Annotated in this window: 16 protein-coding genes; 9 read left to right on the forward strand and 7 right to left on the reverse strand. The window is 69.6% G+C overall.

The annotated features are described in order from the left end of the window. The first annotated feature begins 58 nt into the window (after nt 1-58). A complete protein-coding gene (locus tag WG212_RS01850; protein ID WP_337185360.1) occupies nt 59-832 on the forward strand; it encodes an enoyl-CoA hydratase in 774 nt (257 codons plus the stop codon). Nucleotides 833-856: 24 nt separating this feature from the next. On the opposite strand, the gene WG212_RS01855 is transcribed toward WG212_RS01850, so the two are convergent. Then, nucleotides 857-2,293 (reverse strand): alkaline phosphatase PhoX, encoded by a 1,437-nt coding sequence (locus WG212_RS01855; RefSeq protein WP_337185361.1) that lies wholly within the window; start codon nt 2,291-2,293, stop codon nt 857-859. Nucleotides 2,294-2,423: 130 nt separating this feature from the next. Next, nucleotides 2,424-2,606 (reverse strand): 50S ribosomal protein L32, encoded by a 183-nt coding sequence (gene rpmF, locus WG212_RS01860; protein ID WP_293359783.1) that lies wholly within the window; start codon nt 2,604-2,606, stop codon nt 2,424-2,426. Between rpmF and WG212_RS01865 the strand changes: the two genes are divergently transcribed. Beyond that, complete coding sequence (locus tag WG212_RS01865) at nt 2,563-2,733, forward strand: hypothetical protein (protein WP_337185429.1); 171 nt, start codon at nt 2,563-2,565, stop codon at nt 2,731-2,733. The two genes, rpmF and WG212_RS01865, sit on opposite strands and share 44 nt — an antisense overlap. A 175-nt stretch (nt 2,734-2,908) precedes the next feature. After that, entirely contained in the window at nt 2,909-3,316 is a 408-nt protein-coding gene (locus WG212_RS01870; RefSeq protein WP_337185362.1) for an MAPEG family protein, read from the forward strand. 6 nt (nt 3,317-3,322) lie between these two features. Here WG212_RS01870 and WG212_RS01875 read toward each other — a convergent pair whose 3' ends face one another. After that, on the reverse strand, nt 3,323-4,963 hold the full coding sequence (locus WG212_RS01875; RefSeq protein ID WP_337185363.1) for a CTP synthase: 1,641 nt from the start codon (nt 4,961-4,963) through the stop codon (nt 3,323-3,325). 77 nt (nt 4,964-5,040) lie between these two features. Continuing rightward, nucleotides 5,041-5,460, reverse strand: coding sequence for a preprotein translocase subunit SecG (secG, locus tag WG212_RS01880; protein WP_337185364.1), 420 nt, complete (start codon nt 5,458-5,460; stop codon nt 5,041-5,043). A 205-nt stretch (nt 5,461-5,665) separates the two neighbouring features. Between secG and WG212_RS01885 the strand changes: the two genes are divergently transcribed. Next, nucleotides 5,666-6,061, forward strand: a complete 396-nt coding sequence (locus tag WG212_RS01885; RefSeq protein WP_337185365.1) for a VOC family protein — start codon at nt 5,666-5,668, stop codon at nt 6,059-6,061. Here the strand turns inward: WG212_RS01885 and tpiA are convergent. Then, entirely contained in the window at nt 6,058-6,801 is a 744-nt protein-coding gene (tpiA, locus tag WG212_RS01890; protein WP_337185366.1) for a triose-phosphate isomerase, read from the reverse strand. The genes WG212_RS01885 and tpiA overlap by 4 nt on opposite strands. Nucleotides 6,802-6,943: 142 nt before the next feature. On the opposite strand from tpiA, the gene WG212_RS01895 reads away from it, so the two are divergent. Further along, nucleotides 6,944-8,884: a SurA N-terminal domain-containing protein gene (locus WG212_RS01895; protein ID WP_337185367.1), complete on the forward strand. Its 1,941-nt coding sequence runs from the start codon at nt 6,944-6,946 to the stop codon at nt 8,882-8,884. Beyond that, nucleotides 8,881-10,413, forward strand: coding sequence for an anthranilate synthase component I (gene trpE / locus WG212_RS01900; RefSeq protein WP_337185368.1), 1,533 nt, complete (start codon nt 8,881-8,883; stop codon nt 10,411-10,413). Before WG212_RS01895 ends, trpE begins: the two co-directional genes overlap by 4 nt. A 49-nt stretch (nt 10,414-10,462) precedes the next feature. On the opposite strand, the gene WG212_RS01905 is transcribed toward trpE, so the two are convergent. After that, on the reverse strand, nt 10,463-11,035 hold the full coding sequence (locus tag WG212_RS01905; protein WP_337185369.1) for an AAA family ATPase: 573 nt from the start codon (nt 11,033-11,035) through the stop codon (nt 10,463-10,465). A 153-nt stretch (nt 11,036-11,188) separates the two neighbouring features. Further along, nucleotides 11,189-11,392 (reverse strand): hypothetical protein, encoded by a 204-nt coding sequence (locus tag WG212_RS01910; RefSeq protein ID WP_337185370.1) that lies wholly within the window; start codon nt 11,390-11,392, stop codon nt 11,189-11,191. A 51-nt stretch (nt 11,393-11,443) separates the two neighbouring features. On the opposite strand from WG212_RS01910, the gene WG212_RS01915 reads away from it, so the two are divergent. Genes WG212_RS01915 through trpC form a run of 3 tightly spaced genes read left to right on the forward strand, consistent with a single transcriptional unit; the run spans nt 11,444 to nt 13,855 of the window. Continuing rightward, the gene (locus WG212_RS01915) at nt 11,444-12,034 is read left to right on the forward strand and encodes an aminodeoxychorismate/anthranilate synthase component II (RefSeq protein ID WP_337185371.1); all 591 of its coding nucleotides are present in this window, start codon (nt 11,444-11,446) and stop codon (nt 12,032-12,034) included. 19 nt (nt 12,035-12,053) lie between these two features. After that, the gene (gene trpD / locus WG212_RS01920; protein ID WP_337185372.1) at nt 12,054-13,082 is read left to right on the forward strand and encodes an anthranilate phosphoribosyltransferase; all 1,029 of its coding nucleotides are present in this window, start codon (nt 12,054-12,056) and stop codon (nt 13,080-13,082) included. Then, entirely contained in the window at nt 13,079-13,855 is a 777-nt protein-coding gene (trpC, locus tag WG212_RS01925; RefSeq protein WP_337185373.1) for an indole-3-glycerol phosphate synthase TrpC, read from the forward strand. The genes trpD and trpC overlap by 4 nt, the downstream gene beginning before the upstream one ends. The last annotated feature ends 81 nt before the right edge of the window (nt 13,856-13,936 follow it).

Consider the following 13,936-nt stretch of genomic DNA (forward strand, 5'->3'; position numbering starts at 1 on the left):
ATCTTGACGCCCCCTGCGTCAGCGGCCCATCCGGTCGGCCGCTGAAAGGGAGCGTTCCATGATCCTGGTCGAGAAGCCGTCCGAAGGCGTCGCCGTCGTCACCCTCAACCGGCCCGAGGCCATGAACGCGCTGTCCCGCGCGCTGCGCGCGGCCTTGCAGACCGCCATCGCCGAGCTGGACGCAGACCCCGCCGTGAGGGTCATCGTGCTGACCGGCGCCGGCGAGCGCGCCTTCACCGCCGGCCTGGACCTGAAGGAGCTGTCCGCCGATCCGCTGGGCATGGGCGCGGCCAACGCCACCGATCCCGCGCAGAACCCGGCCCAGGCGGTGCTGTCGTGCGGCAAACCGATCATCGGGGCGATCAACGGGGTGGCCATCACGGGCGGCTTCGAACTGGCCCTGGCCTGCGACGTCCTGCTGTGCTCGACCAACGCCCGCTTCGCCGACACCCACGCCCGCGTCGGCATCACGCCGGGCTGGGGCCTCTCCCAGAAGCTCAGCCGTTGCATCGGCCCTTATCGCGCCAAGGAGCTGTCGCTGAGCGGGAACTTCCTGTCCGCACAGCAGGCCTACGACTGGGGGCTCGTGAACCGCGTCGTGGCGCCCGAAGACCTGATGCCCGCCGCCCTGGAGCTGGCGCGCCAGATGGCCGACATCGATCTCGACATGCTGGTCACCTACAAGGCCATGATCGACGACGGCTACGACACGACCCTGGGCGCCGGCCTGAAGCTGGAGCACGAGCGATCGGTCATCCACAACCGCGAGGTCACGCCCGAGATGGTCGCCGCCCGCCGCGAGAAGGTCCAGGCGCGGGGACGCAGTCAGTAGCCTCCCACGCCGTGGGAGAGAAGATCACGTCCTGAAGCTCTTCCAGGGGCCGGTGATGGCCAGGGTCATCCCCGGCCAGTACGAGTTGACGAACAGCGTCGAGCCGTCCGGCGAGAAGCAGGCGCCGGCCAGCTCGGTCGTGGGCAGGAGCGGCCCGTCGGTCTCGGAGCGCACCACCCGGCCGAGCGCATAGGTCTTCCCCTCGGGCGTCACGCCCTTCAGGAAGTTCACGCCCTTCGGCTCCACCTTGTCCTCGCAGACGATCAGGTGTCCCCACGGCGCGACCGTGAGGTTGTCGGCCATGTTCATCACCCGGTTGTCCGACGACTCCAGGAAGAGCTGCATCCGCCCCGGTTCGCCCGCCTCCCGCGCATCCCCTTCGAAACGGCTGGGGCGATAGCGCAGGATCTGGCCCAGGCGCTTCGGGCCGCCACTGGTGCAGGTGAAGAACATCTCGCCGTCGCCGAAATGGATGCCCTCGCCGCGGGCGAACCAGGCGGCGCCCTTCGCGTGGCCGCGGTCGCGCAGGTCGGTGTGGGGATTCTCGGGGCCTTCCAGGTCGATCCAGACCACGTCGCGCCAGTCGCCCGGCGCCCAGGTGACCTCGGTCCAGTTGCGGCTGTCGGCCCGGCCGGGGAAGCCCAGCACCTGCATGCGCCCGCCCCGCTCCAGGCGACGGCGGTCCTCGGGCAGGACGCGATAGAACAGGCAGCGGCCGTCGGGTTCGTCCTCGGTCAGGTAGACGATCCCCGTGCGCGGATCGATGCAGGCGGCCTCGTGCTTGAACCGGCCCAACGCCGTCAGGGGAACCGGATCGACCAGGCCCTTGTGGCGCGCGGGCACCTCGAACACCCAGCCGTGCGACCTGCCCAGGTCGAGGTTGTCGGGACCTGCGCCGCCGACCCGGGTGGTCTCCTCGCACGTGAGCCACGACCCCCAGGGCGTGGCGCCGCCTGCGCAATTGTAGTTCGTGCCGGTCAGGCTGAGCCAGGACGACTCCAGCCGCTTCGACTTCGGGTCGTAGACCAGGGTCGTGGTGCCGCCGGTCATCAGCCGGCCGTCCGCGGCGGCGTCGAAGACCCTGGCGCGATCCACCTTGCCGGCCAGCGCCTGGCCCTTGCCGAAAGGCCCATAGTCGAAGTCGGTGAAGCGCAGCTCGTGATTGCGCACCAGCGCCACCCGGCCGCGAGACAGGGGGAACGCCGCCATGCCATCCATCTTGTGCGGCGTGACCAGACCGTCGCTCATCGGGTCTCCCGCGCGCGATACGACGGTGTACGAGAACCCCTCCGGGAGGTCGAAGATGCGCTGCGGGTCCTCCCTCAGCGGGCCGTAGCCCGTGACCTCGTTGAGATAGGAATCACCTGCCGGAGCCTGCGGCTGGGCGGCGGCCATTCGGGAGAGCCCGGCGAAGGCCACGCCCGTGGCGGCGGACAGGAGGTGGCGGCGAGACAGCGTCATGGAAATCCCCTCGTGCGCGCCACCTTATTCCCGGCGACTGTTTCGGGGGCATGACAAAACGCGGCGCGCGAAATGCAAAACGCCGGCCTTGCGGCCGGCGTCCGGAGTTCCGAACCCTCGACGGGCGCGGTCAGTCTTCCTTCGGCGTCAGGACCTGACGGCCCTTGTACATGCCGGTCTTGAGGTCGACGTGGTGCGGGCGCTTCAGTTCGCCCGTTTCCTTGTCTTCGTGGAAGGTGTTGGGGCCGAGCGCGTGGTGCGAGCGGCGCATGTTCCGCCGCGACGGCGAAGTTTTTCTTTTGGGAACAGCCATCGGAGGATCTCTGCGGCGTGAAAACGAGAGCGGCGGCCAAACGGGGCCGCCACGTGAGCGGGGGCTTATGCATGAAACCCTGCATCCGATCAAGCCGGCTGGTGGGCCGGATCTGAAGTTCGCCTGATTGTCGGATCGGGCGCGGAGCGAACTTCAGGTCCAGAAAGCACACTGGCAAACATGGACTTTCTGGTGTGGCTCAAGATCCGGAAATCCGCTCCGAGCCCCGCTACGAGCGCCGGAGAATTTCTGAATCGCCACACTAGGATAGCCTGCCGTCATTATCTCTGGGAGCGACCCTCATGTCGCAGGACCTCATCTTCGGCCCGATGGCGGCGATGGCGCTTCTGACCTTCGCAGTCCTCGGCCTTATTCCGATCCGCCGGCTTGGGGCCGCGCTTGCCGGCCGCGTAAAGGCCGACGACTTCAGGTTCGGCGAATCACCCTCAGTGCCCGGGGACGTCGCGATCCCCAACCGCAACTACATGAACCTGCTGGAACTGCCGACGCTCTTCTACGTGGCGGGGCTGATGTACCACGTGGCCGGACGCCTGGATCCGGCGTCGTTGACGCTTGCCTGGACCTACGTCGCGCTCCGGGCCATCCACTCGGTGATCCACCTGACCTACAACGACGTCATCCACCGTCTGACAGCCTTCGCCCTCTCGAACGTGGCGCTGATGGCCTTCTGGGTGCTGTTCTTCGTATAGCCCGGGTCAGACCAGCCGGCTGCGTTCCTTCGCCGCGCCGATGAAGCTGGCGAACAGCGGGTGCGGGTCGAACGGCCGGCTCTTGAGCTCGGGATGGTACTGCACGCCCACGAACCAGGGATGGTCCTGGCGTTCGCACACCTCGGGCAGGACGCCGTCGGGCGACAGGCCGGTGAACTTCAGGCCCGTCTTCTCGATGGCCTCGCGGTAGGCGATGTTCACCTCGTACCGGTGGCGATGCCGTTCCGAGATCGTGGTGCCGCCGTACATCCCGGCGACGCGGCTGCCGGGGGTCAGAACGGCGTCATAGGCGCCGCAGCGCATGGTGCCCCCCAGTTCGCCGCCCTCGCTGCGGGACTCCTTCTCGTTCCCCCGCACCCACTCGGTCATCAGGCCGACGATGGGCTCGGAGGTCGGGCCGAACTCGGTGGACGACGCCTGCCGGATGCCCGCCAGGTTCCGCGCCGCCTCGATCATCGCCATCTGCATGCCGAAGCAGATTCCGAAGTACGGCACCTCGTGCTCGCGGGCGAACTGGACCGAGCGGATCATGCCCTCCGAGCCGCGCTCTCCGAACGCCCCCGGCACCAGCACGCCGTGCATCTTGTTCAGCCGCTCGGCGATGACGGCCTCCTCCTTCTCGAAGACCTCGCCTTCGATCCAGTCGAACTTGACCCGGACGTTGTTCGCCACCCCGCCGTGGACCAGCGCCTCGATCAGCGATTTGTAGGCGTCGGTCAGCGCCGTGTACTTGCCCACGATGGCGATGTTCACCTCGCCGTCGGGGTGGTTGAGACGGTGGGAGATGTCCTGCCAGCGCGACAGGTCGGGCGCGGGCGCGGTGTCCTTCAGGCCGAAGACGTCCAGCACCTCGGTGTCCAGACCCTGGGCGTGATAGTCCAGCGGCACCGCATAGATGTTGGCCGAATCCATCGCCTGGATGACCGCGCCGGGCCTCACGTTGCAGAACAGCGCCAGCTTCCGGCGCTCGCTCTCCGGGATCGGGATCTCGCAGCGGCAGAGCAGGATATCGGGCTGGATGCCGATCGAGCGCAGCTCCTTCACCGAGTGCTGCGTCGGCTTGGTCTTCATCTCGCCGGCGGTCTTGATGTAGGGCAGCAGCGTCAGGTGGATGAAGCAGGCGTGGCCGCGGGGCAGTTCCTGGCCGAGCTGGCGGATCGCCTCGAAGAACGGCAGGCCCTCGATGTCACCCACCGTGCCGCCCACCTCGACCAGCACGAAGTCGACGCCCTCGCCGGGATCGGCCAGGACGAAGTCCTTGATCTCGCCGGTCACGTGCGGGATCACCTGGACGGTCGCACCGAGGTAGTCGCCCCGACGTTCCTTCTCGATGATCGTCTTGTAGATCTGGCCCGTGGTGATGTTGTCGCCGCGGGTGGCGTTCACGCCGGTGAACCGCTCGTAGTGGCCCAGGTCCAGATCGGTCTCGGCGCCGTCGTCGGTGACGAACACCTCGCCGTGCTGGGTCGGGCTCATGGTGCCCGGATCGACGTTCAGATACGGATCGAGCTTGCGGAGACGGACGTTGTATCCTCGCGCCTGAAGAAGCGCGCCAAGGGCGGCGGACGCGAGACCTTTACCCAATGAGGAGACCACGCCGCCGGTGATGAAAATGTACCGGGCCATGGGCGTCCAGATTAGCTCCGATTCGCGCGCGTTTCGCGGCGCGAATCGCCGCTGTCCCCAGTCTTCTTGGACGGCGCCTATTTCTGCGCGGGCTGAGCCGGCGCGGGGGCGGATTCGGCAGGCAGGGCGCCGAACGGGCTGTTGATGGTGGGGGTCGGAGCCTGCAGCGGCGCAGGGCCCTGCGGCTGGGCGGGCGTCTCGGTCGGCTGACGCGTGAGTTCGGCCGGGTTGATGGCGTTGACCTTCAGTCGGTCGACCACCGACGAGGCGCCCCGTTCACGGCCCGCCAGGATCGTGAGCAGCAGGCCCAGGATGAAGAAGATCGTACCCAGGATCCAGGTCGTACGGGTCAGAAGGTCGCCGGCGCCGCGCACCGACATCATCGAACCGCCGCCGCCGCTGACCAGGCCGCCACCCTCGGAGCGCTGGAGCAGCACCACGACCACGAGGAAGAAGGCGACGATGACCTCGATCACCAGCAGAAGGTTCAACAGCATGGTTGCATCTTTCCGGCGCGCCAGGGCGAGTTGACGCCGCAACATCCTACGCAAACGAAGCGGGCGCTCTATCACCGCGACCGTCCCAAGGCCATAGCTAGTGCGTCGCACCCCGAAGCACAAACAGGATGCACTCGCGGCCTGAGGGCGCCCGCGCGCCCTACGACGATTGGCCCTTCGGGACCGGGGCGCCTATGTGGAGGCCATGAGCCATCCCATCGCCGTCACGGGCTTCGACCACATCGTCCTGCGCATCCGCGACAAGGCCCGGATGCTCGATTTCTACCAGCGCGTCCTGGGCCTGTCGGTCGACCGCGACCGGCCGGAACTGGGCCTCACCCATATCCGGGCGGGCGGCCAGATGATCGACCTGGTCGTCCGCGACCCCGGCTCGGAACCTGCGGACGGCGGCCGCAACCTGGACCATTTCGCCCTCCAGGTGCGCCCGTTCGACGAGGCCGCCATCCGCGACCATCTCGCCGCGCACGGTGTCGAAGTCGTCGGGGAAGGCCTGCGCTACGGGGCCGAGGGGGACGGCTTCTCGCTGTACGTCCTCGATCCCGAAGGCAACATGGTCGAACTCAAGGGGCCGCCCGCCTAAAGCGCCCGCACGATCCCCAGGAAGTCTTCGGCCTTCAGCGAGGCGCCGCCCACCAGGGCGCCGCCCACTTCGTCGGCATGCAGGATTTCGGCAGCGTTCGACGGTTTCACCGAACCGCCATAGAGGATCGGAACCGGCCGCCCCGCCTCACCGAACAGGTCGACCAGCGTCGCGCGGATGGCCCGGTGGACCTCCTCGATCTCGGCCGTCGTGGGCGTCAGGCCGGTGCCGATCGCCCAGACCGGCTCATAGGCCACCGAGAACGGCCGCCCGGCCAGGTCGGCCGGCAGAGAACCCCTCACCTGCCCGGTGACGACCGTCAGGGCGTCCCCGGCCTTCCGCTCGTCCAGGGTCTCCCCGACGCAGACGATGGGCTCCAGGCCCGCGCGCAACGCCGCCCCGACCTTCGCGGCCACGACCGCGTCGGTCTCGCCATGACCCGCCCGGCGTTCGGAATGCCCCAGGATCGTCAGGGTCGCGCCGGCGTCGGCCAGCATCTCGGCGGAGATGTCGCCCGTGAAGGCGCCGGCCGTTTCCGCATGATGATCCTGACCGCCGACGAGAACCGGACCTCCCGCGAGCGCCTCGGCCATGCGGTGCAGCAGTACGGCCGGGGGACAGAGCGCTACGCGCGCCCGGGCGCCGGCCAGACCGGCGGCGATCGCCCTCGCCTCGCCCAGCGAGGCCGCGAGGCCGTTCATCTTCCAGTTTCCGGCGATCAGGGGCGTCGGCGCAGTCATCGGTCCTCCGGCAATGGTCGCAGTCGAGCCGGGCGGTTAAGCCATGCCGCTCGTCCTGTCACGCGCTCGGTCGCGCGCTTGCGGGACAGAAGCCCGTTCCCCTATACCGGCGCGCTACGTCGTCGCCGGGGAAGGAACCCGCATGCTCGCCGCCACCCGCCAGTTCGCGAAGTCCTGGCCCGCCCGGATCCTGCTGATCCTCCTCGCGCTCGGCCTCGTCACAGTGGGCGCGAACCAGGGCGGCCTGCTGGCGCTGGACGGCGACCAGATCGTCAAGGCCGGCTCCCGGTCGGTCAACGCGTTCGAGTTCCGCCGCGAGTACGACAACTTCCGCCGCCGTCTCGAGGAGCAGTCCGGCCAGCCGGTGACCCCCGAGATCGCCCAGGAAAACAACCTCGACGCCAACCTGCTGAACGGCCTCGCGACCCGGGAGGCGTTCGCCGAACTCCTCTCGCGCATGGGGGTAAAACCGTCCGACAAGCTGATCCTCGAGCAGATCCAGCAGATCCCCGCCTTCTTCGATCCCGTCTCGGGACGGTTCGACCGCCAGACCTTCGAGGCCAGGCTCAGGGACAACGGGCTCACGCCGGAAGCCTTCGACGACGAACTGCGCGACCAGATGGCCGCCCAGCACTTCATCGTGGCGATCCAGAACGGCCTGGCCGCGCCGCGCACCTACGGCGCCGTGGCGGCCGTCTTCGCGACCGAGTCGCGCGACCTGGCCTATGTGACGCTGAATCCGAACAGCGTGCCGCGCCCGGCCGCGCCGACCGACGAACAGCTCAACGCCTTCATCAAGGAAAACGCCGAGCGGCTGACGATACCCGAGATGCGCGTGCTGACCGTGGCGCCGTTCACCACGGCGGGCGCCCAGGCGGGCCTGGGCCCGATCGACGCCGAGGAACTGCAGAAGCGCTACGAATTCCGCAAGGATACGCTCTCGACCCCCGAAACGCGATCCATCGTCCAGGTGCCGGTCAAGGATCAGGCGAGCGCCCAGCAGGTCGCGGCCCGGCTGACCCGGGGCGAGGACCCCGCGGCGGTCGCGAAGTCGATCGGCGTCGAGGCCGTCCGCTTCGACCAGCGGCCCCTGACGGCGGTGTCCGACCGCAAGGTCGGCGAGGCCGCGTTCCGGATGGCCGACGGCCAGGTGGCGGCGGTGCAGGGCGACCTGGGCCTTTCGGTGGTCAAGGTCCTGTCGGTCACCCCGGGCCGGGAGGTTTCGCTGGAAGACGCCCGTCCCATGCTCGAAGCCGAGATCCGCAAGGACATGGTGGCCGAGAAGGTCCACACCCAGACCGAAGCCTACGAGGAAGCCCACCAGGGCGGCGCCAGCCTCGCCGACTCGGCCCGCAAGGCCGGCGTGAACGTCCTGGCGATCGGTCCGGTGACGGCCCAGGGCCAGGACGAGAACGGCCAGCCCATCGCCGGCCTTCCACCCAAGATCCTCGAGACGGCCTTCGGCCTGGGCGCCGGCAGCGAAAGCGACCTCACCGACCTCGGCGACGGCTCGTACTTCGCCGTGCGCGTCGAACGTGTCGTCCCGGCCCGCGTGCCGCCGCTGGACGACATCCGTGGCCCGGTCACCCAGTTCTGGATGCAGCGCGAGGTGGTCCGCGCCCTGGAGGCCAGGGCCAAGTCGCTCACCGATCGCATGGCCAAGGGCGAGACGCTGGAGGCGGTCGCGGCTTCGTCCGGACTGTCCGTGTCGCGGCTGCCCGGCCTGACGCGCCAGAACGCCGGCCAGCACCAGCAGGCGCTGGGCGGCCAGGTGCTGTCGCAGGCGTTCTCCGCCAAGACCGGCGAGGCCTGGTCCGCAGGCGCGCCGACGGGCCTCGTCGTGGGCCGGGTCGAAGCCGTCCGCGCCGACGGCGGCCCCACGACCGCCCGCCTGGCCGACGCCAGCCGCGGGGAACTGACCCAGGTGCTGTTCCGGGAGATGGGCGAGGCCGCCCAGGTCTATGCGCGCAACAAGCTGAAGGTCCGCATCAACCGCGACAAGGCCCGTACGGTCCTGGGCTTCCCGCCCCTGCCCAAGGGCGGCGACGCGGCCGCCGGGAAGAACGCGGAGAAGAAGAAGTGACGCCCGAGCCGCCGTTCGACGCCTTTCGCTCGACTTACGACGGCGGCGCCCCCCAGGTCGTCTGGACACGCCTCATCGACGACCTGGAGACGCCGGTCTCCGCCTATCTGAAGATCGGCCACGGCCGGCCCTACGCCTTCCTCTTCGAGTCGGTGGAGGGCGGCGCGTTCCGCGCGCGCTATTCGATCATCACCCTGAACCCCGACCTCGTCTGGCGCTGCCACGGCGACCGGGCCGAGATCGCCACGGGCGACGACATCGCCCAGGGCCGATTCACGCCCCAGCCCGGCGGCGCCCTGGACAGCCTGCGCGACGTGCTGGCCGCCTCGCGGATCGAACTGCCGCCCGGCTTGCCGCCGATGGCCGCCGGCGTGTTCGGCGCCCTGGGCTACGACACCATCCGGCTGGTCGAGACCCTGCCCGACGTCAATCCCGACCCCCTGGGCCTGCCGGACGGCGTGCTGACGCGGCCGTCCGTGATCGCCATCTTCGACGGCATCGCTCAGGAGATCCTGCTGGCGACGCCCGTGCGTCCCGGCGAGGGCTCCGCGCAGGACGCCTATGAGGCCGCCCGGGCGCGCCTCCAGGCCGTCACGGACGACTTCCGCAAGCCCGCGCCGCCGCTGCGCGGCGACGCCCGCCCCGAGCCCGACCGCTTCACCACGCCCGTGAGCCGAGAGGCCTATCGGGAGATCGTCGAGAAAGCGAAGGGCTACATCCGCGCCGGCGACATCTTCCAGGTGGTGCCCAGCCATCGCTTCCGCGCGCCCTTCGAGGACGATCCGTTCGCGCTCTACCGCTCGCTGCGCCGGGCCAACCCCTCGCCGTTCCTGTTCTACCTGAACTTCGGCGACTTCCAGCTCGCGGGCTCGTCGCCCGAGATCCTGGTCCGCCTGCGCGACGGAAAGATCACGATCCGCCCGATCGCGGGCACCCGCCCGCGCGGCGCCACGCCCGAGGAGGACCGGCGCCTCGAGGAAGAACTGATCGCCGACCCCAAGGAGCGGGCCGAGCACCTGATGCTGTTGGACCTGGGCCGCAACGACGTAGGCCGGGTGGCGATGCTCAAGCAGGCCGGCGCCAACGAGCCGCCAAAGGCGTCCCACGTCCCGCGCGTCCGCGTCACCGACAGCTTCTTCGTGGAACGCTACGCCCGCGTCATGCACCTCGTGTCCAACGTCGAGGGCGACGCGCCCGACGGACTCGATCCGGTGGACGTGGTGATGGCCGCCCTGCCCGCCGGCACGCTGTCGGGCGCGCCCAAGGTCCGGGCCATGGAGATCATCGACGAGCTGGAGATCGAGAAGCGCGGCATGGGCTACGCCGGCGCCGCCGGCTACTTCGGCTCGGACGGTTCGGTCGATACCTGCATCATCCTGCGCACGGCGCTGTTCAAGGACGGGATGATGTACGTCCAGGCCGGCGGCGGCGTGGTGGCCGACAGCGACCCCGACGCCGAATACGACGAGACCCTGCACAAGGCCCGCGCGCTTCGCGACGCCGCCGTGGAGAGTTGGCGGTTCGTGTAGCCGAGGCCTTCGGAGCGGACGGCCCGGTTTCGTGGTCCGCCGACCGCTCCTAGGGATGCAAACGGGACATGAGCTCTCCCTCGATCCGCTCCGCCGTCTCGGCTGCGCCCAGACCGCTGGTGTTCAGGTCGAGAATCCAGTCGTGGCGGATCGGGAAAGGACCGAGGGAAGCCAGCGAACGCGCCTTTCCGGCGTCCGTGGTCTTGAACCTTTCGCGTCGTCCGGCGCTGGCGATCCGTTCCCGAAGCTGTTCTTCGTCACACGCGAGACGGACCACGAGCAGGCTTGCCCGCCTCCGCTCGGCCACCCAGAGAAGCTGACCCGCTATGACCCAGTCGATCGGATGTCCGCCCGGGTCCGAGACCGCATGGGTGAAGACATAGTTCCGCCCCGGCGGCCCGAAGCGCGCGACCGTCTCCAGCACTGCTGACAGGACGTCGTTGGTCCTGTCCCACACGCCCGCGGGAAGGGTCTTCCCGTCCGGCTCGACCACCTCGAAGATCGGGTTGCTCCAGAAATGATTGTCCAGGAGCTTGGCGGAGAGACGTTCCGCGACGAGCTTCCCCACCGTGTACTTGCCCACGCCGGGAGGGCCCACGAGGTAGACGATCACATTTTGCATTGCGCCCTCGGCGTTCCCTCGCCGGAGACACCAGGGCGGCCGGCGGTTCGTCACGTTTCGAGCGTACGCGCTTGAGCAGCGCCCGCAACGAGCGGATGACCGCCTCGACAGATCACGAGCCCGTCCTGTCCCCGCCCCTCGGGCGCGTACAGCCTAATCCATCGCGCGCTGCGCCACCGGCTCCGTGGTCACCGGCGGCGCGAGCACCATAGTCGCCGCAAAGGCCACCGAGGTCGCCGCCAGGGCCGTGGCCGCCGCCAGGACCGGCCAGAGGGAATCGCGGCGCTGGGCCGGAGCCACGAGACTCCGCGCTCGGGCCACCGCATCCACATCCAGGGCAGAATCGCTCAGCGCCATATCCGCAGCATCCGACTTGGCGCTCGCGCCGGCAAAGCCTATGGAACGCCCATGATCCTGGTGATCGATAACTACGACAGCTTCACCTACAACCTCGTCCACTTCCTGAACGAGCTGGGGGCGGAGACGCTTGTCCATCGCAACGATGCGATCACCGTCGAGGAGGCGGTGGGCCTGCGGCCCGAGGCGGTGCTGCTGAGCCCCGGGCCGTGTACGCCGAACGAGGCCGGCATCTGCCTCGACCTCATCCGCGAAGCGCCGGAATCCCTGCCGATCCTGGGGGTCTGCCTGGGCCATCAGTCGATCGGCCAGGCGTTCGGCGGCACGGTCGTCCGCGCCCGCGCCCTCATGCATGGGAAGACCAGTCTCATCCATCACACCGACACAGGTGTGTTCCGCGGGTTGAAGAACCCTTTCACCGCGACCCGATACCATAGCCTTTCCGTGCAGGAAGCCGATCTGCCGCAGGCGCTCGAGGTCACCGCCCGCACCGAGGACGGCGAGATCATGGGCCTGCAACACCGGACCCGTCCGATCCACGGCGTGCAGTTCCATCCCGAATCGATCGCCACCGAGTGCGGCCACGAGCTGCTCGCCAATTTCCTCGACCGGGCTGGCGTGAAGCGCCTGGCCCAGGTCTGACCGTCCGGGCCCGCCCGCCATGTCCGCCGCCTTCAAGCCCCTCCTGTCGCGCCTCGCCGACGGCGGCACGCTGTCCGAGGAGGACGCCGGGGAGTTCTTCGCGGCCTGCCTGCGCGGCGAGCCCACGCCGGCCCAGGTGGGCGCGGCGCTCACGGCCATGCGGATGCGGGGCGAAACCCTGGGCGAGATCACCGCCTGCGCCCGCGCCATGCGCCGGGCGGCGGCGCATATCGAACCGCCCTTCCCGACGATCGACGTCTGTGGCACGGGCGGCGACGGGCAGCACACGCTGAACATCTCCACCGCCGTGGGCTTCGTGGCGGCGGGCGGCGGGCTGAAGGTGGCCAAGCACGGCAACCGGGCGCTGTCGTCCAAGTCGGGCGCGGCGGACGTCCTGTCGGAACTGGGGGTCGCCATCGACGCGGGACCGGAACGCCAGCTCGAGGCGCTGGACGAGGCCGGCATCTGCTTCCTGTTCGCCCCGGCCCACCACGGCGCCATGCGCCACGTCTCGCCGATCCGCGCCGAGCTCGGCTACCGGACCATCTTCAACCTCCTGGGTCCGCTGACCAATCCGGCCGGCGCCCAGCGGCAGGTGGTGGGCGTGTTCGCCGAGCGCTGGGTGGCCCCGCTGGCCCAGGTGCTGGGCGCGCTGGGGTCGGAACGTGCCTGGGTGGTCCACGGTGGCGGCCTGGACGAGATGACCACCACGGGCGAGACCAGCGTGGCCGAGTATCGCGAGGGCCAGGTGCGACTGTTCACCGTCACGCCCGAGGCCGTGGGCCTGAAGCGCGCGGCGCTGGCCGACCTCACCGGCGGCTCCCCGGCCGAGAATGCGCAGGCCCTGCGCCGGCTGCTGGACGGCGAGCCCGGCGCCTATCGCGACATCGTCCTCCTGAACGCCGCCGCCGCCTTCCTCGTCGGCGACAAGGTTGAGACCTTGCGGGAAGGCGTCGAATTCGCAGGCCGCGTCATCGACGATGGCCGCGCGAAGGCCGCCCTGGAAAAGCTGGTGGCCATCGCACCCCTGACGCAGGAGCCGGCATGAGCGACGTCCTGGCCGGGATCGCCGCCTACAAGCGCCAGGAAGTCGCCGAGCGCCGCGCGGCCCGGCCCGTGGCGCCCACCGCCGGCGTTTCGCCGCCGCGGGGCTTCAAGGCGGCGCTGGAGCGGGCGCACGCCCCCGGCCGCCTGGCTCTGATCGCCGAGATCAAGAAGGCGTCCCCGTCGAAAGGCCTGATCCGCGCCGACTTCGACCCGCCCGCGCTGGCGCAGGCATATGAGGCCGGCGGCGCGGCCTGCCTGTCGATCCTCACCGACGGCCCCAGCTTCCAGGGCGCCGATGCGTTCCTCACCGCCGCGCGCGACGCCACCGCCCTGCCCTGCCTGCGCAAGGAGTTCCTGGTCGATCCCTGGCAGGTCGCCGAGAGCCGGGCCCTGGGCGCGGACGCCATCCTGGTGATCCTGGCGATGGTGGACGACGGCCTCGCCGCCGAACTGATGTCCGAGGCCGCGGCGCATGGCATGGACGCCCTGGTCGAGGTCCACGACGAGGCCGAAATGGCCCGCGCCGGGCGTCTGGGCGCGACCCTGGTGGGCGTGAACAACCGCGACCTGCGCAGCTTCGCAACCGACCTGGCCGTGACCGAGCGTCTGGCCGCCCTCGCGCCTGCGGACGCCCTCCTCGTGACCGAGAGCGGCATCTTCACGGCCGCAGACGCCGCCCGGCTGGAAGCGAGCGGCGCCCGCGCCATGCTGGTCGGCGAGAGTCTCATGCGCCAGGCCGACGTCGCCGCCGCGACTCGCGCCCTCCTGGGCTGAGTCGGCGGCCGGCGCCCAAAAAGCCAAGCTTTTCAACGGCTGACAGTATCGCTTGACATTAACCCAGAACGCTTGGAGAAC

Source organism: Phenylobacterium sp. (assembly GCF_037189685.1).
GTDB lineage: Bacteria > Pseudomonadota > Alphaproteobacteria > Caulobacterales > Caulobacteraceae > Phenylobacterium.

Excerpts from the sequence above, each read along its gene's own strand:
- rpmF (WP_293359783.1), bottom strand. The coding sequence starts at position 2,606 with ATGGCTGTTCCCAAAAGAAAAACTTCGCCGTCGCGGCGGAACATGCGC.
- WG212_RS01850 (WP_337185360.1), top strand. The coding sequence starts at position 59 with ATGATCCTGGTCGAGAAGCCGTCCGAAGGCGTCGCCGTCGTCACCCTC.
- WG212_RS01915 (WP_337185371.1), top strand. The coding sequence starts at position 11,444 with ATGATCCTGGTGATCGATAACTACGACAGCTTCACCTACAACCTCGTC.
- trpD (WP_337185372.1), top strand. The coding sequence starts at position 12,054 with ATGTCCGCCGCCTTCAAGCCCCTCCTGTCGCGCCTCGCCGACGGCGGC.
- secG (WP_337185364.1), bottom strand. The coding sequence starts at position 5,460 with ATGCTGTTGAACCTTCTGCTGGTGATCGAGGTCATCGTCGCCTTCTTC.
- WG212_RS01870 (WP_337185362.1), top strand. The coding sequence starts at position 2,909 with ATGTCGCAGGACCTCATCTTCGGCCCGATGGCGGCGATGGCGCTTCTG.
- WG212_RS01875 (WP_337185363.1), bottom strand. The coding sequence starts at position 4,963 with ATGGCCCGGTACATTTTCATCACCGGCGGCGTGGTCTCCTCATTGGGT.
- WG212_RS01855 (WP_337185361.1), bottom strand. The coding sequence starts at position 2,293 with ATGACGCTGTCTCGCCGCCACCTCCTGTCCGCCGCCACGGGCGTGGCC.
- WG212_RS01895 (WP_337185367.1), top strand. The coding sequence starts at position 6,944 with ATGCTCGCCGCCACCCGCCAGTTCGCGAAGTCCTGGCCCGCCCGGATC.
- WG212_RS01910 (WP_337185370.1), bottom strand. The coding sequence starts at position 11,392 with ATGGCGCTGAGCGATTCTGCCCTGGATGTGGATGCGGTGGCCCGAGCG.
- tpiA (WP_337185366.1), bottom strand. The coding sequence starts at position 6,801 with ATGACTGCGCCGACGCCCCTGATCGCCGGAAACTGGAAGATGAACGGC.
- WG212_RS01905 (WP_337185369.1), bottom strand. The coding sequence starts at position 11,035 with ATGCAAAATGTGATCGTCTACCTCGTGGGCCCTCCCGGCGTGGGCAAG.
- WG212_RS01865 (WP_337185429.1), top strand. The coding sequence starts at position 2,563 with ATGTTCCGCCGCGACGGCGAAGTTTTTCTTTTGGGAACAGCCATCGGA.
- WG212_RS01885 (WP_337185365.1), top strand. The coding sequence starts at position 5,666 with ATGAGCCATCCCATCGCCGTCACGGGCTTCGACCACATCGTCCTGCGC.
- trpC (WP_337185373.1), top strand. The coding sequence starts at position 13,079 with ATGAGCGACGTCCTGGCCGGGATCGCCGCCTACAAGCGCCAGGAAGTC.